The 18,540-nt window shown below is 72.3% G+C and carries 19 protein-coding genes; 7 read left to right on the forward strand and 12 right to left on the reverse strand.

Going from position 1 to position 18,540, the window contains the following annotated elements:
- Positions 1-7: 7 nt before the first annotated feature.
- The 6 genes from aroC to B1L11_RS09245 all read right to left on the reverse strand — a co-directional run bounded on the left by aroC (position 8) and on the right by B1L11_RS09245 (position 4,898).
- A complete protein-coding gene (gene aroC, locus B1L11_RS09220; protein ID WP_079314098.1) occupies positions 8-1,186 on the reverse strand; it encodes a chorismate synthase in 1,179 nt (392 codons plus the stop codon).
- Positions 1,187-1,279: 93 nt separating this feature from the next.
- Positions 1,280-1,510, reverse strand: a complete 231-nt coding sequence (locus tag B1L11_RS09225; RefSeq protein ID WP_218670992.1) for a hypothetical protein — start codon at positions 1,508-1,510, stop codon at positions 1,280-1,282.
- Positions 1,507-1,977 (reverse strand): hypothetical protein, encoded by a 471-nt coding sequence (locus tag B1L11_RS09230; RefSeq protein WP_079314100.1) that lies wholly within the window; start codon positions 1,975-1,977, stop codon positions 1,507-1,509. The genes B1L11_RS09225 and B1L11_RS09230 overlap by 4 nt, the downstream gene beginning before the upstream one ends.
- Positions 1,978-2,183: 206 nt before the next feature.
- Complete coding sequence (locus B1L11_RS09235; protein ID WP_079314101.1) at positions 2,184-2,753, reverse strand: SseB family protein; 570 nt, start codon at positions 2,751-2,753, stop codon at positions 2,184-2,186.
- Between the two features lie 102 nt (positions 2,754-2,855).
- Positions 2,856-3,962, reverse strand: a complete 1,107-nt coding sequence (locus tag B1L11_RS09240) for a ring-opening amidohydrolase (RefSeq protein ID WP_079314102.1) — start codon at positions 3,960-3,962, stop codon at positions 2,856-2,858.
- Entirely contained in the window at positions 3,963-4,898 is a 936-nt protein-coding gene (locus tag B1L11_RS09245) for a carbamate kinase (protein WP_256862358.1), read from the reverse strand.
- Between the two features lie 221 nt (positions 4,899-5,119).
- Between B1L11_RS09245 and B1L11_RS09250 the strand changes: the two genes are divergently transcribed.
- Entirely contained in the window at positions 5,120-5,761 is a 642-nt protein-coding gene (locus tag B1L11_RS09250) for a TMEM175 family protein (protein ID WP_179155047.1), read from the forward strand.
- Here B1L11_RS09250 and B1L11_RS09255 read toward each other — a convergent pair.
- Positions 5,745-5,978 (reverse strand): hypothetical protein, encoded by a 234-nt coding sequence (locus tag B1L11_RS09255; RefSeq protein WP_079314104.1) that lies wholly within the window; start codon positions 5,976-5,978, stop codon positions 5,745-5,747. The genes B1L11_RS09250 and B1L11_RS09255 overlap by 17 nt on opposite strands.
- 183 nt (positions 5,979-6,161) lie before the next feature.
- On the reverse strand, positions 6,162-7,325 hold the full coding sequence (locus B1L11_RS09260) for a pyridoxal phosphate-dependent aminotransferase (protein ID WP_079314105.1): 1,164 nt from the start codon (positions 7,323-7,325) through the stop codon (positions 6,162-6,164).
- 430 nt (positions 7,326-7,755) lie between these two features.
- Here B1L11_RS09260 and B1L11_RS09265 point away from each other — a divergent pair, with 430 nt between their 5' ends.
- The 5 genes from B1L11_RS09265 to B1L11_RS09285 all read left to right on the forward strand — a co-directional run bounded on the left by B1L11_RS09265 (position 7,756) and on the right by B1L11_RS09285 (position 12,777).
- Positions 7,756-9,945: an FxsB family cyclophane-forming radical SAM/SPASM peptide maturase gene (locus B1L11_RS09265; RefSeq protein ID WP_079314106.1), complete on the forward strand. Its 2,190-nt coding sequence runs from the start codon at positions 7,756-7,758 to the stop codon at positions 9,943-9,945.
- Positions 9,946-10,082: 137 nt separating this feature from the next.
- A complete protein-coding gene (locus B1L11_RS09270; protein WP_179155048.1) occupies positions 10,083-11,144 on the forward strand; it encodes a DUF418 domain-containing protein in 1,062 nt (353 codons plus the stop codon).
- Positions 11,137-11,865 (forward strand): carbon-nitrogen hydrolase family protein, encoded by a 729-nt coding sequence (locus B1L11_RS09275; protein WP_256862359.1) that lies wholly within the window; start codon positions 11,137-11,139, stop codon positions 11,863-11,865. The genes B1L11_RS09270 and B1L11_RS09275 overlap by 8 nt, the downstream gene beginning before the upstream one ends.
- A gap of 10 nt (positions 11,866-11,875) precedes the next feature.
- Complete coding sequence (locus B1L11_RS09280; protein WP_256862360.1) at positions 11,876-12,334, forward strand: hypothetical protein; 459 nt, start codon at positions 11,876-11,878, stop codon at positions 12,332-12,334.
- On the forward strand, positions 12,331-12,777 hold the full coding sequence (locus tag B1L11_RS09285) for a hypothetical protein (RefSeq protein WP_079314110.1): 447 nt from the start codon (positions 12,331-12,333) through the stop codon (positions 12,775-12,777). The genes B1L11_RS09280 and B1L11_RS09285 overlap by 4 nt, the downstream gene beginning before the upstream one ends.
- Positions 12,778-12,829: 52 nt before the next feature.
- Here B1L11_RS09285 and B1L11_RS09290 read toward each other — a convergent pair whose 3' ends face one another.
- The 3 genes from B1L11_RS09290 to B1L11_RS46635 all read right to left on the reverse strand — a co-directional run bounded on the left by B1L11_RS09290 (position 12,830) and on the right by B1L11_RS46635 (position 15,834).
- The gene (locus B1L11_RS09290) at positions 12,830-14,332 is read right to left on the reverse strand and encodes a carboxyl transferase domain-containing protein (RefSeq protein WP_079314111.1); all 1,503 of its coding nucleotides are present in this window, start codon (positions 14,330-14,332) and stop codon (positions 12,830-12,832) included.
- Positions 14,329-15,495: a CaiB/BaiF CoA-transferase family protein gene (locus tag B1L11_RS09295; protein WP_079314112.1), complete on the reverse strand. Its 1,167-nt coding sequence runs from the start codon at positions 15,493-15,495 to the stop codon at positions 14,329-14,331. The genes B1L11_RS09290 and B1L11_RS09295 overlap by 4 nt, the downstream gene beginning before the upstream one ends.
- Before the next feature lie 183 nt (positions 15,496-15,678).
- Positions 15,679-15,834: a hypothetical protein gene (locus tag B1L11_RS46635; protein ID WP_179155049.1), complete on the reverse strand. Its 156-nt coding sequence runs from the start codon at positions 15,832-15,834 to the stop codon at positions 15,679-15,681.
- Between the two features lie 212 nt (positions 15,835-16,046).
- Between B1L11_RS46635 and B1L11_RS09300 the strand changes: the two genes are divergently transcribed.
- Positions 16,047-17,966 carry a hypothetical protein gene (locus B1L11_RS09300; protein ID WP_079314113.1) on the forward strand — a complete coding sequence of 640 codons (1,920 nt, stop codon included), beginning with the start codon at positions 16,047-16,049 and terminating at the stop codon, positions 17,964-17,966.
- On the opposite strand, the gene B1L11_RS45005 is transcribed toward B1L11_RS09300, so the two are convergent.
- Positions 17,963-18,433 carry a hypothetical protein gene (locus B1L11_RS45005; RefSeq protein WP_143737147.1) on the reverse strand — a complete coding sequence of 157 codons (471 nt, stop codon included), beginning with the start codon at positions 18,431-18,433 and terminating at the stop codon, positions 17,963-17,965. The two genes, B1L11_RS09300 and B1L11_RS45005, sit on opposite strands and share 4 nt — an antisense overlap.
- Positions 18,434-18,540 lie beyond the last annotated feature (107 nt).

Below are 18,540 nucleotides of genomic sequence, written 5' to 3' on the forward strand. Positions count from 1 at the left end.
AACCTTATTACTTGATGACCAGGGACGACAGGTAGCCCGACAGGTTGCGCGCGACCTCTTCGACGGAGTCGCCGCCGAACTTCTCGACGGCCGCGTCCGCGAGCACCAGCGCCACCATCGCCTCGGCGACGATCGCGGCGGCCGGGACCGCGCAGACGTCCGAGCGCTCGTGGTGCGCCTTGGCGGGCTCGCCGGTCAGCACGTCGACCGTGGCGAGCGCGCGGGGCACGGTGGAGATCGGCTTCATCGCGGCGCTGACCCGCAGCGGCTCGCCGTTGGTCATGCCGCCCTCGACGCCGCCGGCCCGGTTGGTCATCCGGCGCACGCCCTCGGGGGTGTTCTCGATCTCGTCGTGGGCCCGGGAGCCGGGGCGGCGGGCCGTCTCGAAGCCGTCGCCGACCGCGACCCCCTTGATCGCCTGGATGCCCATGAGCGCCCCGGCGAGGCGGGCGTCGAGACGCCTGTCCCAGTGGGTGTAGCTGCCGAGGCCCGGCGGCAGGCCGTAGGCGACCACCTCGACCACGCCGCCGAGGGTGTCGCCGTCCTTGTGCGCCTTGTCGATCTCGGCGACCATCGCCGCGCTCGCGGCCGGGTCGACGCAGCGCACGGGGTCGGCGTCCACCGCCTCCATGTCGCCGGGGCCCGGGAGCACGTCGCGGGGCGCGACGGCCTCGCCGATCGAGACCACGTGGCTGATGATGTCGACGCCGAGGGCCTGCTTGAGGAAGGAGCGGGCGACCTGGCCGAGCGCCACCCGGGCGGCGGTCTCCCGGGCGCTGGCCCGGTCGAGCACCGGCCGCGCGTCGTCGAAGCCGTACTTCTGCATGCCCGCGAGGTCCGCGTGGCCGGGGCGGGGCCGCGACCGCGGCGCGTTGCGCGCCTGGCCCTCCAGCACCTCCGGGTCCACCGGGTCGGCGGCCATCACGGTCTCCCACTTCGGCCATTCGGTGTTGCCGATGCGGATCGCGACGGGCGAGCCGAGCGTGCGGCCGTGCCGTACGCCTCCGGAGATCGTCACCTCGTCCTGCTCGAACTTCATCCGCGCCCCGCGGCCGTAGCCGAGACGGCGGCGGCGCAGCGCCTCGGCGAGGTCCGCGGTGGTCACCTCCACCCCGGCGGGCAGGCCTTCCAGGATCGCGAGAAGCTCGGGGCCGTGTGACTCCCCGGCGGTCAACCAGCGCAGCATGGTGACAAGTCTTCCATGTGCGCCCGACTGCGACGTCCCCCTGACACCCCCATGACCGTACGCGGATCCCCCCAGACCGGAAAACCGCGGGTGCTACCCACCGGGGGAAGCCCCGGGAAAAGCACCGGGAAAGGCCACTGCGACGAGCGCCCCCGCGAGCATGAACGGGCCGAACGGGAACTCGGTCGTGCGGGTGGCCCTGCGGGCCAGGAGCAGCCCCACGGCGTACAACGCGCCGAGGACCTGGCCCGCCATCCCGGCGACGACCGTGGCCTCCACGCCGAGCGCGCCGGTGAGCAGGCCGATCAGCCCGGCCAGCTTCACGTCGCCGAGCCCGAGGCCCGTGGGGCGGGCGAACCACAGCACCGCGTAGACCGCGCCGAGCGCGCAGCCCGACGCCATCGCGGGCAGCAGGCGGCCCGACGGCGCGAGCAGGGCCAGCAGGATCGGGTACGACGGCAGCGTGATCGCGTCGGCAGCCGCCAGGTTCTCCGGTCGATCTCCGCGAGCGCGGCCCCCGCGGCCACGGCGTACAGCCAGGCGGCGAGCACCCAGCCGTCGTGGACGCGCCAGGCCACCAGCGCCGCGGCCAGCGCGGTCACGCCCTCGGTCACGTACGGCGGACGGGGCAGCGGCACGGCGCGGGCCGCGGCGGCGAAGGCCCCCCGCGCCTCCCCGCGGCGGCTCCTGCCCTGGTCGTCCGGCTCCGCGACGAACCCGGCGGCGACCTCCCGGGCGTACGCACCGGCGATCAGGCCGAGGACGGCGGCTGTGAGGACGACGAGGGACACGGGGCAGACACTAACGCCCGCGCGCCGCCGTGGCCCGGGGTGCGGACTCCCCTGTGGACGACCGCGGTCCTGTGGACGACAGCGTTCCTGGGAACGACGTGGCCGCCGCAGGCCAGGAGGCGGTCAAGGCCGCTCAGGCGCGGCGGCTCCACCGGCGGTCAAGGCTGATCAGGTGCGGCACCGGCTCCACCGGCGGTCGAAGCCGCTCAGGCGCGGCGGCGGCTCCACCAGCGGCCGCGGCGCTTCTCCTCCACCGTCCCCAGACGGGCCACCGTGGCGCCCGGCACCTCGCGGGCGAGACGGTCCACGGCGGAGGTGTCCCTCTTGGCCTCCTCCACCGTGGCGAGGGCCTGCAGCATGCCACCCTCGATCACGAAAGGGACCGGCCCCGCCACGTCCACCACCACGGCGGCGGCGCTCTCGTGCCGCGCCGCCTGGCAGACCTGCGGAGTGGTGGCCTGCACCGGCCGGGCGTCCGGGCGCCACCTGCGCATCGGCTCGGTCCCGGTGAAGGCGAGCACGGCCTCACGACCGTCCTTGCCGACCAGTTTCGGGAGGGCCATCTCGCTCTCCTTCTCCTGGCGCAGGCCGTGCTCCCCCACTTCCGACTCGGTGAGCAGCGCGACCACCGGCACCAGCAGCCTGGTCCCGGCGAGCGCCGCCAGGACGTCGGCCGCGGTCGCCGTGCCGGCCTGGAACGCCGACAGCGCCGCCGCGACGGGCGCGTCGGTGCCGCCGTCGTCGTCGGGGCGCAGGGGCTGCGGAATGGCCGGCATGTCTGCGACCCTACCGCCCGCCCCGGGCGGTGCCGTACGCGCTCCGTTCCGCCCGATCAGCCCAGGTCCGCAAGCCCGATCAGCCCAGCTCGGAAAGCCCGATCAGCCCAGATCCGCGATGGCGATCACAGGGCCTCCGCCGGACGGGCCCTGGTGGACCGCCGCCACGGAGACGAACACGGCCGGATCGCCGGTCACGCTCGCCGCCACCCCGCCGACGGTCGCCTTGATCTGGCGGTGCCAGTGGACGTCGGAGTCGTCGAGCATGATGTTGCGCCGCCCGCGTACGCGGCCCGACGGGTCGGCCTCGCATTTGATGAACAGGTTGACCAGCCGGTCGCCGAGGTCGTCCGGGTGCGGGCGCTCGGGCAGGTCGATTCCGGCGCTCCGGATGGCCTCCCAGATCCCGTCGGTGTCCAGGGCGTCCTTCATGACGGAGTGGCCGGCGCGGTACCGCCCGCCGATCCCGCGTACGTTGCCCACCACGACGATCTGGGCCCGGTCGAGCTCCACGCCACTGGAGCACGAGGCGACCGACGAGTAGAGCGACAGGTCCTTGTGGATCTGCTCGGCCGAGGGCGTCTCGATCTCCCCCAGCGCGACCGCGATGCCGAGCGCCGTGGTGGAGTTGGAGATGTCCATCGACTTCAGCGTGTCCTCGGTGACGACCGTCTGGCCGCGCTCCTTGGCGTCGGTGATCGTGGACAGCGTGAGCAGCGGCGTCTTGGTCTGCACGTAGTGGACGTCGGCAGGGTCGTCGATGCCGGCGATCTTCATCGCCTCGCGCACCCCGGCGGCCACCTTCTCGACCATGGCGGGCCTGCCGATGTCCTCGGGGAGGATCACCTCGCTCATCGCCACGCCGACGCTCACCCGCGGCTCGTCGGTCCGTACGGCCGTGGCCGGATCGACGGTCGCGAAGATCGTCGCGTGCGGGCTGAGCACGCCGTCGGTGCCGCCGGACCACACCAGGGGCACCTGCGCGACCTCGTCTGCGGTGCGCGTGCCCTTGGCCACGAGCACCTCGCGGAAGGCCCGGTCGGCCAGGATCCGCGTGTAGTCGTTCACGCCGCCGTTGCCCTCGGTCTTGCCGATCACGGCCAGCACGCGGTCGGCCTCGATCACGCCGTCGTCGATCAGCCTCGCCAGCCCGGAGGCGTCGGTGACGCTCTCGATGGGGACCTTCCGTACCTCGATCGGATCCGGCACTTATCTCTCCACCCCTCTGTACACCCTCGTACCGATATTTCCTGACAGCGCGGCACCGATGTGGTGCAGCGAGGTGATCACGGCCCGTCCCCCGGTCTCCTCGGCGAAGCGCAGGGCGGCCTCGACCTTGGGTCCCATGCTGCCTCCGGCGAAGTGACCGGCCGCCTGCAACTCGCGCAGGGCGGCCACGTCGATCTCCCCGATCGGGCGGGCGCGAGGCGTGCCGAAGTCCACGGCGGCGTACGGCACGTCCGTCGCGATCACAAGCTCGGTCGCGCCGACGGCGGCGGCCAGCACGGCGGCGGCGAGGTCCTTGTCGACCACCGCCTCGATTCCGGTCAGCGTGCCGTCCTCCCCGCGCACGACCGGCACTCCCCCGCCTCCCGCGGCGACGACGATGAACCCCGCGTCTATGAGCGCGACGGCGGCGGGGGCGTCCAGGATCTCCACGGGCCGCGGCGAGGCGACCACCCGCCGCCACCCGCGGTCGAACCGCCGCCAAACCTGGCCGTGCCCCTCGAATCGGCGCGCCTCGTCCTCCCCGAAGTAGCGCCCGATCGGCTTGACGGGGTCCTGGAACGCCGGGTCGGCCGGGTCGACGAGCGTGCGGGTGACGATCGCCGCCACCCGGGCGTGTCCCAGCTCGCGCTGCAGGGCGTTCATGATGAGCGTGCCGATCGTGCCCTGCGTCTGGGCCACGCACCAGTCGAGCGGGACGGGCGGCACGACGTGGGCGGCGAGCTGGTTCTTCAACAGGAGGTTGCCGACCTGGGGGCCGTTGCCGTGCGTGAGCACCACCTCGTGCCCGGCCCTGCTGAGCGCCGCCACGTGGGCCATGGCCTCGCCGATCGCCCGCTGCTGGTCGGCCGGGGACGCGCTCCCGTCGGGAGCCGTCATGGCGTTGCCGCCCAGTGCGATCAGTACGCGTCCGCCCACACCCGGAAACTATCCAGCCCCATCCGGGCCTTCATTGGCGAGTCTCGCCCACCCCTGCCGCAACCATGGGCAGATTTCACCAAGTTCGGCATTCACGCTCGTCAGCGCGCAGGGGGTTCTCACGGGGTCCGGGTGCGCGGTCCTCCCGTCGCCGCCCGGCTTCCGTCCGAGGCGACTTCTGCCAGAATGCTCGCCACTGCCCCCCTTTCCTGGAGATCCGCATGGCCACGCCTCAGGTGCGTCCCGGGCTCACACACGAACGCGTCGGCGTCTTCGCCGACGCGATCTTCGCGATCGCCATCACGCTGCTCGCCCTGGAACTCCCCCGCCCGGAGGGCGAGGACTTCCAGCGGCTGGGCGCGTTCTTCGGCGACCACTCCGGCTCCTTCATGGCCTTCGCCATCGCCTTTCTCATGCTCTGGTTCGCCTGGCGGGCCCATCACACGCTGTTCGACCAGATCGAGCGGGTGTCCCAGCCGATGCTCCTGCTGCACATCCCGCTGCTGTTCTTCGTGGCCGTCCTGCCGTACACGACGTCGATCTTCGGCGAGACCAACGCCGGCCATCTGCCGGCCGAGGCGGACGGCAGGGCCCTGGCGACCGGCCTGTTCGCCGGCAACGAGGCCGTCCTGCTGCTCTGCCAGGGCGCGCTGTTCACTCTGGTGCTGGCGCAGCGCCTGCACCGGCCGGACGCCGACCTGCGACGCCTGCGCGGCAACGCCTGGATCTACTGGGCGATCGGGGTCTACTGGCTGCTGACCGCCGTGGCGAGCGCGTGGGCGGTCACCGCGGTGCCCTTCCTGTGGCTGGCGACCCCACTCGTCGCCGCCGGCACGGTCCGTGTGCTCAGGATGAGGCGGTGAACCCGCGCAACACGTCCGCGATCTCGTCGACCTCGTGAGCTTTACCGAGGCCACTGCGATCACCACTCGCAGGGGCCGCATCGTCGGCGGAGTCCTGGGCGAGCCGGTCGAGGAGTGGCTTCCAGCGGCGCACCGCCTCGATCGCCAACTGCTCGGTCTCCTCATCGGCGGCACGCAGGAGGTACTCCTTCACCGCCCCGGCGACGACCTCCTGCATGCTGCGGCCTTCCTTCTCTGCGCACCGCCGCAGGCCTCGCTCTGCGCCTCATCGAGGCGAAGCATCATGCTCATGTCTCCACCATCCGGCGTCGCGTCACGGCTGGCGCTATCACTGAGAGTACATGGCACGTGACGCTAGGCGATAACGACTTTTTCGGTCACGGCATCCAGGCGGCTTCGCTCAGGACAGGCGGCGCAGGCGGGTCACGGCCTCGTCGATGACCTCGTCGCGCTTGCAGAAGGCGAACCGCAGGAAGTGCCGGCCCCGTGCGGGGTGGTCGTAGAAGACCTGGGTCGGGATGGCCACCACCCCCGCAAGCTCGGGCAGCCGCCGGGCCAGCTCCAGGCCGTCCTCGAAGCCGAGCGGCCGTATGTCGGTCTGCACGAAATAGGTGCCGGCGGGACGGAGCACGTCGAAGCCGGCCTCCGTCAGGCCCGTCACGAGGCGGTCCCGCTTGCCCTGGAGGGCCGCCCGCTGGGCCGCGACCCACTCCATCTCCTCGCGCAGGGCGTACGCGACCGCGGCCTGCCAGGGGGCGTTCGCGGTGAAGGTGAGGAACTGCTTGACCGCCTGCACGGCGCCCGCGAGCGGCGCCGGAGCGCACACCCAGCCGGTCTTCCAGCCGGTGACGCTGAAGGTCTTGCCCGCGGAGGAGATCATGACCGTGCGCTCGCGCATGCCGGGCAGCGTGGCGAGCGGAACGTGCTCGACGCCGTCGAAGGTGAGGTGCTCGTAGACCTCGTCGGTCACCGCGACCAGATCGTGCTCCAGGCAGATCCGGGCGACGCACTCCAGCTCCTCGCGGGTGAACACGGTCCCGGTCGGGTTGTGCGGCGAGTTCACCAGGATCGCCCGGGTGCGGGGAGTGATCGCGGCCTCCAGCTCGGCCGGGTCGAAGGTGAACCGCCCCGCGTCGACACGCAGCGTGACCGCCCTGCGGACGGCTCCCGCGAGCGCGACGGCCGCGGCGTAGGAGTCGTAGTAGGGCTCGAAGACGACCACCTCGTCGCCCGGTTCGCAGAGCGCGAGGATCGTCGCGGCGATGGCCTCGGTGGCCCCGACGGTGACGAGCACCTCCCCGTCGGGGTCGTAGGCGAGGCCGTACCACTGCTTGCGGTGCTCGGCGACCGCCTGCCTCAGCTCCGGGAGGCCCGGTCCGGGCGGGTACTGGTTGAGGCCGCTCCGCACCGCCTCGACCGCGCGCTCCAGCATGCGCTCCGGCCCGTCGGTGTCGGGGAAACCCTGGCCCAGGTTGATCGAGCCCGTCTCCACGGCCAGCTTCGTCATCGTGGCGAACACGGTCGTGCCGAACTCCCGCATCCGCCGCACCAGCGGCTCCCTCACGGCCCTCACCCTATCCGGGACCACGGAGGATGGCACGCGCCGGCAGACCCTCGATCACCACAAAGGCACCTAATGAGTACTTATGCCTATTCCTACGGACAATCCGATACATGCATCGGCAATTTATCGTAGTGCGAATACAATACGGAGCGTCGGCGTCATGCTCGTCTTGGTACGCTCCTCTGGTTCGAATCCCGCCGGAGTGGACGCGTTCACCTGCGGAAACACCGCAGGCGTTCCCCGCGCCACAGGGTTCGACATCGACTGCTCTCATGCCCAGAAACCAGGTGCCGCCATGCACGACGACGCAGCGATCAGGACACACGTCACCGGCGTCACCGCTCCCTCGCCGTCCACGCCGCCGGGCGGCCGTCACACGAGGACTCCGGGCTCGTCGTTCGATTCGTCCATCTGATTTCGCCCGCTCGTAATGCGTCCGCCCATCGTGCCGTTCCGGCAATTCGTACTGAAGGTGGCCAGCAGATGTGATCTGGCCTGTGATCACTGCTACGTGTACGAACACGCCGACGCGAGCTGGCGGGGACGGCCGATGGTCATGTCCGACGAGACCGCCGCCCGGGTGGCGGATCGGATCGCGGAGCATGCCGCCGAGCATCGGATCCAGACGACGCACATCGTCTTCCACGGAGGCGAGCCCCTCCTCGCCGGAATCGATCGCCTCCGGCGATTCTCGCGTACGCTCCGCCGGGCGGTCGAGGGTGTCTGCGACCTCGACCTGCGCATCCACACCAACGGCGTGCTCCTGTCGCGCGCCTTCTGCGACATGTTCGCGGACGAGGGCGTCAAGGTCGGCGTGTCGATCGACGGCGACCGGGCGGCCAACGACCTCCACCGCCGGTACGCCAACGGCCGGAGCAGCTACGACCAGGTCGTCCAGGCGATCACCCTGCTGCGCGATCATTACCCGCATCTCTACGCCGGGCTGCTGTGCACCATCGACGTCCGCAACGATCCCGTCGCGGTCTACGAGGCGCTCGTCGCGCTGCGCCCTCCGCGCGTCGACTTCCTGCTCCCGCACGCCACATGGGACAACCCGCCGCTGCGGCCCGGCGGGCGGCGGACCGCGTACGCCGACTGGCTCACCGCCGTGCACGACCGGTGGCGCGCGGACGGCAGGCCGGTCCCGGTCAGGATGTTCGACTCGATCATCCTGACCGCCTCGGGCGGGGACAGCCAGACCGAGTCGCTCGGCCTGCGGCCGTCCGACCTCGTCGTCATCGAGACCGACGGCTCCTACGAGCAGGCCGACTCGCTGAAGACCGCCTACGACGGCGCGCCCGCGACCGGATTCGACGTCTTCCGTCACTCGCTGAACGAGGCCGCACGGCATCCCGGCTTCGCCGCACGCCAGGGCGGACTGGACTCGCTGGCCGACGAATGCCGCCGTTGCCCGCTCGTCACCAGTTGCGGCGGCGGCCTGTACGCGCACCGCTATCGGACGGGATCGGGCTTCGCCAACCCCTCGGTCTACTGCGCGGACCTGTTCCGGCTGATCTCCCATCTGATCGACCAGGGGCGGCGGAACCCGACCGCCCCCGTCCACCGGCTGCCGGTGGCGACGCTGGACGCCCTGGCGTCGGGGGAGCGCCGGGGCGGACGACGTCGCACGACTGCGCGCCCCGCAGCTCAGCGGAGCCCGCCTGGCGGCGGGCCGCGCGGCGGCGGTCGTCGCCGACCAGGAGTCCTGGTCCGTCCTGGTGGACGCCGAGCGGGCGGACCGCGACGCGGTGGACGACCTGCTGAGCCATCCCTACGTCCACGCCTGGGCGGCGCGCTGCGCGGCCGCCGGTCCCGCCCGGCTCACCGCCGCCGACGCCGGTCACCTCGCGGCCGTCGCCGCGGTCGCCGCGTACGGACCGGCCTGGCGGTGAAGGTCACGGTGCCGGTCACCGGGACCTTCGTCCATCTGCCGGGACTCGGGCGGATGCGCGCGGGCGGCCAGGACCACGCCGAGGTGGACGCCCACGACGGGTCGTTCGCCGTGCGGGTGGACGGCCGGTGGCTGTCGGAGGACAGCCTCCTCTGGGGGCCGGTCCGCACGATCGAGGCCGCCGGGCTCCGCCTGCTGCTCGACGACGTCGACCCGTACCGCGATTGCCACGGCCTGCCCGTCGAGGACCGGCTCACCGGCGAGACGGCCGCCGAATGGGGCGAGGTGGTCCGCTCGGCGCTCGCCTCCCTGACCGAAGACCAGCGGGCCGCCATGCGCGCCGGCCTGCGGGTGCTGACGCCGCTGAAGGCCGGTACGCCCGGGGCGGCCGGCCGCACCGCGTACGGCGCGGTCGCCCTCCCGCTCGGCGCCGGCCCGGAGACGACGGCCCGGCTGCTCGTCGAGCACTTCCACCGGGCCCAGCTCGGGGCGCTGCTCGACCTGCTCGACCTCACCGGCGGCGACGTCAGCCGCGAGCGGCTGCTGTGCGACGCGTACGGACTGCTTTCCGTCGCCGGGTTCCTCGGCGACGAGGAACTCGCGCGGCTGACGGCGACGATCGGCCGGATCAGCGACGGGGCGCTCCCGGCCGTGGGACGCCGGTTCGCCGAGGGGCTCGCCGAGGCCGCCGCCCGCCTTCCCCTGCCTGGGAACTCCCGGCGGAAGTGACGCGCTGCCCCGGCCCCCGGCCGTCCCCCCTCGGGCATGGCGCTGGAACCGGGATCGAACGACTTGCCATGATGGGGCACGAGCGGTGACCGCGGGACCCGGTCGCCAGTCGTCACGCCCGCGAGCGGGAGATGCGGGTGCTGGTGCTCTGGCCGCCCGGCTCACGAAGGGACTGGCGGGTGAACGTGGCGGCGGGCAGGATCCGGCGGGTCGACGCGCTGCGCGGGTTCGCCGTGTGCGGGATCATGCTGGTCAACGCCTGGCAGCAGAGGGTGCGGCACGGGCCGACCTCGCTGGACTGGGCGATGGTGAACCTGTTCCAGAGCCGCTTCTACCCGATGTTCGCGTTCCTGTTCGGGTTGTCCTTCGCGCTGTTCCTGCGCTCGGCGCGGCTGCGTACGAGACGCCCGCGCGTCGTCATGCTGCGGCGCCTGGTCGTGCTCGCCGCGCTGGGCGCGGCGCACATCCTGATCGACCCCGGAGAGGTGCTGCTGCCGTACGCACTGCTGGGGGTGGTCGTCCTGCTTCCGGCGAGCCTCCTGCCCCGAGGGGCCGTGCTGCTGGCGGGCTGCGGCGTCCTGGTCGCCGCCGTGCTCGACCCCCATCCGTACGTGCTGATCACCGCGCTGTTCCTGCTCGGGCTGGCCGCCGCCCCCGAGGCGGAGGCGAGAAGGGGGGCCGGGCGCCTCGGCGGAGCGGACGGCCTGGGCGGCGGGCCGTTCCTCGGCGTCGTGTGCGCGGCGGCGGCCCTGCTCGCGGCCGGGCTGACCTGGTTGTGGAACCACGCGCCGCCCGGCGGCGGGGTCTACCAGGCGGCGGCGCTGTGCGGCGCGGTGGCGTACGCGACGGCGTTCCTGCTGCTCGCCGGTCATACGGCGGTGTTCGAGGCGCTGGGACGGATGACGCTGACCAACTACGTGACGGGCACGACGGTGATCGTGGTGGCGATGCCGCTTCTGGAGGCCGACGGCACGGGGGCCGCCGTCGTGGTGCTCGCCGTCGTCACCGTCGCCGCGCAGGCGGTCTTCTGCAGGTGGTGGCTCGCCCGGCACCGGCACGGCCCGCTGGAGTGGATCTGGCGCACGCTCACCTGGTGGGGCGAGCCGGCGACCGGGCAGACTGTGATCCGTGACCCGCGTAGCGCTGTGCCAGATCCCCGTAGACCACGACCCGGAGACCAACCTCTCGACCGTGCGTGACGCCCTCGCCCGGGCGGGGGGCGCCGACCTCGCCGTGTTCCCCGAGGCGACGCTCGCCCGCTTCGGCCCGGGGATCGTCGAGACCGCCCAGCCGCTGGACGGCCCGTTCGTCACCGGCCTGGCCGAGGCCGCGCGCGAGCACGGCACGGCCGTCATCGCCGGCGTCTTCGAGCCCGCCGCGGACGGCAGGGTCTGGAACACCGCCGTCGCCCTGCGGGAGGACGGCTCGCTCGCCGCGGCCTACCGGAAGATCCACCTGTTCGACTCCTTCGGGGCGAAGGAGTCGAAGCTGGTCGCGCCGGGGGACGTGCCGGAGGTCGTGGAGCTGGCCGGGCTCAGGATCGGCCTGATCACCTGTTACGACGTCCGCTTCCCCGAACTGGCCCGCGCGCTGGTCGACCAGGGCGCGGACACGTTCGCGGTGATCGCCGCCTGGGGCTCGGGACCGCTGAAGGAGGACCACTGGACGACCCTCGTCAGGGCCAGGGCGATCGAGAACACCACCTGGACCATCGCGGTCGGCCAGGCGCCCAATCCCGCCATACCGGACGGGTTCGGTGTGGGCCGCAGCATGCTCGTCGATCCGATGGGCGTCGCCCGGCATGACCTGGGCACGGGCCCCGGCGTGCTCGTCGCGGAGATCGACGCGGCGTGGACCGAGACCGCGCGCGCCACCCTCCCCTCGCTCGAACACCGCCGTCTCGGAGTCAGCAGATCGTAAACTTGGCCCCATGAGCGAGCCGGGACGCAGGACGCGGATGCAGAAGGTGGTTCCGCCGCGGCTGCTCGTGCCGTACCTGTCGGGCCGTCGCACGATCATCTCCGGCTACGTGTACCGCGTGCAGGACTGCGACCGCCTCACCGCCCCCGCCGCGCTCGTCGAGGCCCTCGACCTGTGCTTCGACGGATCGGAGCTGACGCCGGACGTGCCCGAGCTGTACATCATGCGCTGGGACGCGCGGGACATCGACACCTACGTCGTCCCGTACGGCCCCCACATGGGCGGTGATTGGAGCGATGCACCGCCCTTCACCGGGAACGGCTTCACCGCCTCGCGCGAGCAGGTGGTGCCGCAGTTCCACACGATGCCCATGCCGATCCCCGCGGGCGCGGAGATCGTCCACCTCACCGCGGCCGGTGAGCGTCCCTTCGCCGCGTACGACGGCCTGACCTGGCGGGCGGCCCGATGAGCGAGATCGAGCCGGTCGGCCTGGGATTCGTCGCCCGCTACCGCGACCGGGACTACGCCGCCGCGGTCGGGCCCGGCGGCGACGACGTGGTGCTGTTCAGCGAGACGCCGCAGGAGGGGTTCACCGCCGCGGGCGGCTACTGGCGGCTGCGGGTGAGCCGGGCCGCGCTGGAGCGGCTGACCCTGCTGCGCACGGTCGGGGCGTTCGGTGGCGAGCCGTGCCTCGTGCTGGACGAGGACGACGGCGGCGACGGCGGGGAGGGCGGCCTGCACATCGCCTACACGGGCCACAACGGCCTGAAGGCCGAGGCGCTCGGCTACTGGCTGGTGGACCACGGCGCGTACGAGGTGGTCGTGCCCCGCGACGAGGTCCACGCGATCCGGGTGGAGCGCGTGCCGGTGCCGCTCACTCCTGACCGGGCGGACGGTCAGGAGAGTTCTTGAGAGACCTCCGGGCCGGGACATGGTTCTCCGGTCGGTGGAAGGGGAGGGCGGTTCAGCAGCCCAGCGACCGGTAGCGGGCGAAGCGGGCCGCCATCCGCTCCCCCGCCGGGCGGCCCAGCAGGCCCGCGATCTCGTGTTCGAGCGTGCGGCCGACCCTGCGGCAGAACTCCTCCGGCTCGTACGCCGCGTCCGGCCGTTCCGGCACGATCCGGTCCACGATGCCGTCCCGCCGCAGGTCGGCGGCGCGTACGCCCTGGGCGGCGGCGATCTCCGGGGCGAAGTCGACGGTCCGGTACAGCAACGCCGACGCGCCCTCCGGCGGGAGCGGCGACAGCCAGGCGTGCTGCGCGCAGACGACCCGGTCGGCCGGGAGCAGGGCCAGCGCGGCGCCGCCCGCGCCCTCCCCCAGCAGCAGGCACACGGTCGGCGCGTCGAGCATGACGAGGTCGGCCAGGCAGCGGGCGATCTCGGCGGCCAGGCCGCCCTCCTCGGCCGCCTTCGACAACTCCGCCCCGCCGGTGTCGACGACCGTGACCAGCGGCAGGCCCAGTTCACCGGCCAGGCGCATGCCGCGCCGGGCCACCCGCAGCCCGGCCGGGCCGAGCGTGCTGCCCGCCCGCTGCCGCCACCGGTCCTGGCCGAGCACGACGGCGGGCGCGGCGCGAACCTGGCCAGCGCCAGCAGCAGGCCGGGGTCGCCGCTCCCCCGTGCCGGTGCCGTGCAGCGGGGTCACGTCCCGTGCGCCGTGTTTGAGCAGGTCGCGCACGCCTGGGCGGTCGTCGCGGCGCGAGCGGGTGATGGCCTCCCACGCGGGGACCGGTTCGGCCGCCTCCTCGGGCTCCGGGCCGGGCTCCAGGCCCGCGCGCGGAGCGCAGAGCACGGCCAGCGTCCGGATGGCGATCTCCCGCGCGTCCTCCGCCGAGACCACGGCGTCGACCAGCCCGTGGGCGTAGAGGTTCTCCGCGACCTGCACCCCCCGGGGGAACGGGTAGCCGTGCAGCGACTCGAACACCCGCGGCCCGAGGAAGCCGATGAGCGCGCCCGGCTCCGCGGCCGTCACGTGCCCGAGCGAACCCCACGACGCGAACACCCCGCCCGTCGTGGGATGGCGCAGGTAGACGACGTACGGCAGGCCGGCGGCGCGGTGGGCGGCGACCGCCGCGGTGATCTTCACCATCTGGGTGAAGGCCAGCGCGCCCTCCTGCATGCGGGTGCCACCGCTGGCGGGGGCGGCGAGCAGCGGCAGGCGCTCGGCGGTGGCCCGCTCGACGGCCCGGACGAGCCGCTCGGCCGCCGCCACCCCGATCGAGCCGGCCAGGAAGGAGAACTCACAGGCGACGACGGCCACCCGGCGCCCGTCGAGCGTGCCCTCGCCGGTGACGACCGACTCGTCGTACCCCGTCCTGGCCCGGACGCGGGCGAGTTCGGCGGCGTACTCCGACCCGGGCGCGGCCCGGTCCCGCGGGGGCTCGTCCCACGACTTCCACGAGTGCGGGTCGAGCACCCGCGCGATCAGCGTCCGCGTGTCCGGCCTGCCCGCGTCGCCGCCGGTCATGGCGAGCGCCGCTCCCGTTCGGCCAGCCAGTCGAGCACGGCGTCGTTGTCCTGGCCCAGGCCGGGAGGCGCGACATGCCCGTCGTCCGAGGCACGGCCGTCGAACCGCAGCGGCGGGCCGGGCAGTTCGACCGGGCCGAGCACGGGATGGTCGACGGTGACGAGCAGGCCCTGCGACCTGACCTGGTCCCAGGCGTACACCTCGTCGATCGACCGGATCGCGCCCGCGGGCACGCCGATCTCCCGCAGCGCCGCGAGCCAGTGCTCGCGGTCGTGCGCCGCCAGCGCCTTCTCCATCTCGGCGATCAGCTCTTCCCGATGGGCGAACCTATCCCTGTTTGTCGCATATTTCGGCATTTCGGGATCGATGTCCAGTAGCTGGGCGACCTTACGCCACTGCCCGTCGTTGGCCACCGCGATCTGGATCATGCCGTCGGCGCAGCGGAAGGCGCCGTACGGGGCGATGGAGGCGTGGTGGTTGCCGCCCGCCTTCGGCACAGCGCCGCCGACGGTCCAGGCGGTGCCGTGGTAGGAGTGCACACCCACGACCGACGCCAGCAGGGACGTCCTGACCACCGTCCCGCGGCCGGTGCGCTCGCGCTCGTACAGCGCCGCGACCACGCCGTACGCGCCGTGGATGCCCGCGAGCAGGTCGGCGATCGAGGCGCCGACCCGGTACGGCTCGTCGGGCGACGGCCCGGTCAGCGACATCAGCCCGGCCTCTCCCTGGGCGATCTGGTCGTAGCCCGGCCGGCCGCCCTCGGGACCGTCGTGGCCGAACCCGGTGATGGAAAGGATCACCAGCCGGGGATTGAGCGCGTGCAGGCGCTCGACGGAGAAGCCGAGGCGGTCGAGCACCCCGGTGCGGAAGTTCTCCACCAGCACGTCGCTCTGCCGCACGAGGCGCTCGACCAGGTCGCGGCCCTCCTCCGACTTCATGTCCACCGTGATCGACCGCTTGTTGCGGTTGGCCGCGAGGAAGTAGGTGGATATGTCGTGGTCCGGGCCGACGAAGGGCGGACCCCATCCGCGCGACTCGTCCCCCGACGGGTGCTCCACCTTGATCACGTGAGCACCCAGGTCGCCGAGCATCTGCGCGCAGTGCGGCCCGGCGAGTGCCCGGGACAGATCGAGGACGACGATGCCGCTGAGAGGTCCCTGCACGGCCAGCCTCCACGGGGGGTCGCTAAGGAGAACGTCCTTCGGTCTCCACCGGCAAGCCTGCCAGGTCACCCCTCCGGCACGACAGCCCGGTCCGTGCTCCCGGCCGCCCGTACGGCCCCGCACCTCCCGGCCACGTCCGCATCCGGAACCGCCGCCGGCCGCGGGCGCTCGGCCCCCGGGACGTCAGCGGTGCGCGCGATGGCCGCGCATCTGGTCCATCAGCCGGCGCAGCCGCTGCCGGTTCTCCGGATCACGCGCCATGGTCTTGGCCTTCTCGACGCTCTCTTGGCCCTTGGGGCTCTTCAGGTAGTCCCTGATGCGCTGGACAATAGACGCCATTTGTAACTCACCATCCCGTTTGTGCCGTTACTGAACGGCTACCCACGGACACCGCCGCCAATCCCCGGCCGCAGTGGCAGACGTGGCGGTACGGTGAGAGCCGGGGATGACGGGCGGCGTCGATACACGACCGTTGGGGGCGTGACGTGGGATCGGATGCACCGGGGACGGGCCCGCTGTCGCCGGACTTCACCGGCATATCCCCCGGGCCGATGGACCGTTTCGTCAAGGAGCTGGAGCACGCCCGCGGGCTCATCGGGGAGCGCGCCGAGGCCGTCCGGCGGGTGTTCGCCGCGAAGGGACTGCCCGCAGCGTCCCTGAGCCCGATCGGCGAAGTCGAGCGGTGGATCGACGAACGGCTGCCCGACCTGCGCCGCCGCCACCGGATGGCCGTGGGCCTCTCCCAGGCGCCCAGCTGGTCGCCGGGCTCGCTGGTGCCGTACGACGAGAAGAGTCTCCTCGGGGCTGCCGAGGCCCGGCGGCTGGGCGGCGCACTCGCCGCTGCGTACAAGGACGTCGATCCGGACGCTCCGTTCGACTTCCACCTCGTGGACAAGTACCGAAAGATCGTCGAGGAGCTGGCCGCGCACGCCGACGACTCCGAGTTCACCGCCGCGTTCTTCGCCGGCATCGGCGCGCGCCGCACCGTGGAACTGCCCCGGCGGCTGCGGCAGGTGCTGCAGGAGAACGTGGACGAGGCCGTGCGCACCGCGAGCCGGGCGTTCGGGTCGGCGGTGAGCGGAGGTTCCGCGGCCCCCGGCTTCGCGGCGGTCGCCGTCGCCGTACGCACCAGGGCGGACGACGACGAGGACCGCCGGAGCACCGGCGAACTGCTGTCGGCGGGACGCCTGCCCACCGAGTGGCTGGCCGAGGTGGTGGCCACACAGGTGTTCCTGCCCGCCGACGAGACACGCGGCGAGACGCTGGCGCCGTACCTGAAGGCGCTGGCCGCCGATCCCGCGGCGGCACGGCTCGCGATCGCGCTGGCGACCAGGGACAGCCCGCTCCCGAAGGACACCGCCGCCCGCCTGCTCATGCGCCCGGGTCTCGGCCCGCGTGACCGCCGGCCCGACCTGGTGACCTTCCTGCGGGACCTGAACGACCGCGCGGCCGTGGACGCCACGTCCGCCGACGCGTTCGGACGGATGCTCGCCGCCGCGTCCGGCGCGTATGACGAGAGGGACGGAGCCCACAGCGGCGCGGCGGCACGGTTCGCGTTCGCCGTCATCACCGAGACGTCGGGATTCCGTTTCGCCCCGCCCACGCGCGTACACCTCGCCGAGATCGCGGGCGCGTACGCCACCGAGATGGCAGAGGGCGCGAACCTCGGCGACGCCAACCAGTTGCTGCCCAGCGCGTTCGGACCGGTCGAATCGCGGGTGCCGGGTCTGTCACCGTCGTTCCGGCTCAGCCCCGAGGACACCTTCCGGTTCCTGCTCACCTTCGCCGGGAACGAGCCGGACCGCCGGCCGTTCGACCGGGGCATGGGCGACCTCGCCAAGCACCTCGTCGGGATGAACGTGCCGCCGATGCCGAAGGCCGGGGACCTCTCCCGTTTGGACGACGTCTTCGCCGCCCTCGGCAACGTCCGCGGCTTCGAACTCGCCGCCGCGGAAAAGCACCTCAAGGCTCTCGACGACGCCGCGGAGCGAAACGACATGGCGGACGACATGGCCTGGGACGTCAGCCAGCTGGTCCTCGGCAAGGCCCTGCCCCAGGGAGAGCTGCTGTGGCTGATGCTCGACCAGGGCCGTGGTCTGCTGAACAACAGCAGCCCTGACGAGGAGACGAACGTCGAGCGACTGCGCGACAGTGACGACACCGAAACCCTCGGGCGTCAGCACACCGTGGCCGGGCTTCTCCTCGGTGCCGGGTTCCCTGCGGCCGTGTCGCCCAAGGACTACCAGGCCGCGTGCCCGCCCGGTGTCGCCATCGCGGACGACGAGGGCAACCTCCGCCCCTTCCCCGCCATAGCTCAGTCAGGCAATCAAGGCCTGCGAGCCCTCGACCAATGGTTCATCGCCAACGGACTGGGCGGCAACAAGAATTCCTTCGGCGAGGTCACCCGGTTTCTGGCGGATCGCTTCGACGGACGGAAGGACGCGGCACAGAGCCGAGCAGCCGTTTATTAGCCGTGCAAGTCCATCATCAGACATTCTGTCTCACCACTCACCAGATACTGGCCACTGCTCGGTGCTGCCAGTGTCAGGAGCGTGTGTGCGGCATCGTCCCGTACGTGTACAGGCTCTCCCGGATCACCAACAGAAGTGATGTCATACGGCGCCACACGCTTCAGTGCTCCCAGCAGAGAGTCCACAAGAGCAGAAGGTTTCCTTTGGGGAAGGTCCTGGCCGGTCGCGGCGAAGGTTTGTTTGGCTTTGCCGTCGCCGCAGGGGATGTTCTTGCCGCCGGGGTCGGTGACGGTCACGTTCTGGGCGTTGCGCTCCTTCAGTAGTTGGAGGATGTGCTTTTTTAGAATCTGGCCTGCTTGTGCTGCTGTGGGGGAATCTTCTGTTGTGCAGGCGGTTGAGGTGAGAAGCGCCAGCAGGAGTGCGGCGGCGATGGGGCGTAGCCGTACGGAAAGGGGCGCGCCGGGCATCGATTCCGCCTCCGTTTCTCGCCGGAGCCATATTCCATCACATAATCTCAGGGAGTAGCACGGCGCGACCACCTTTCTTCTCTGCCGCTGAAAACGGGAGCCCGAAA

It is taken from the genome of Microbispora sp. GKU 823 (genome assembly GCF_002027145.1).
Classification (GTDB): domain Bacteria; phylum Actinomycetota; class Actinomycetes; order Streptosporangiales; family Streptosporangiaceae; genus Microbispora; species Microbispora siamensis.

Coding starts and splice junctions, on each gene's coding strand:
- B1L11_RS09285 (WP_079314110.1), top strand. CDS start 12,331: ATGAGCGAGATCGAGCCGGTCGGCCTGGGATTCGTCGCCCGCTACCGC.
- B1L11_RS09235 (WP_079314101.1), bottom strand. CDS start 2,753: ATGCCGGCCATTCCGCAGCCCCTGCGCCCCGACGACGACGGCGGCACC.
- B1L11_RS45005 (WP_143737147.1), bottom strand. CDS start 18,433: ATGCCCGGCGCGCCCCTTTCCGTACGGCTACGCCCCATCGCCGCCGCA.
- aroC (WP_079314098.1), bottom strand. CDS start 1,186: ATGCTGCGCTGGTTGACCGCCGGGGAGTCACACGGCCCCGAGCTTCTC.
- B1L11_RS09255 (WP_079314104.1), bottom strand. CDS start 5,978: ATGCAGGAGGTCGTCGCCGGGGCGGTGAAGGAGTACCTCCTGCGTGCC.
- B1L11_RS09280 (WP_256862360.1), top strand. CDS start 11,876: ATGAGCGAGCCGGGACGCAGGACGCGGATGCAGAAGGTGGTTCCGCCG.
- B1L11_RS09265 (WP_079314106.1), top strand. CDS start 7,756: ATGCGTCCGCCCATCGTGCCGTTCCGGCAATTCGTACTGAAGGTGGCC.
- B1L11_RS46635 (WP_179155049.1), bottom strand. CDS start 15,834: ATGGCGTCTATTGTCCAGCGCATCAGGGACTACCTGAAGAGCCCCAAG.
- B1L11_RS09300 (WP_079314113.1), top strand. CDS start 16,047: ATGGACCGTTTCGTCAAGGAGCTGGAGCACGCCCGCGGGCTCATCGGG.
- B1L11_RS09290 (WP_079314111.1), bottom strand. CDS start 14,332: ATGACCGGCGGCGACGCGGGCAGGCCGGACACGCGGACGCTGATCGCG.
- B1L11_RS09250 (WP_179155047.1), top strand. CDS start 5,120: ATGGCCACGCCTCAGGTGCGTCCCGGGCTCACACACGAACGCGTCGGC.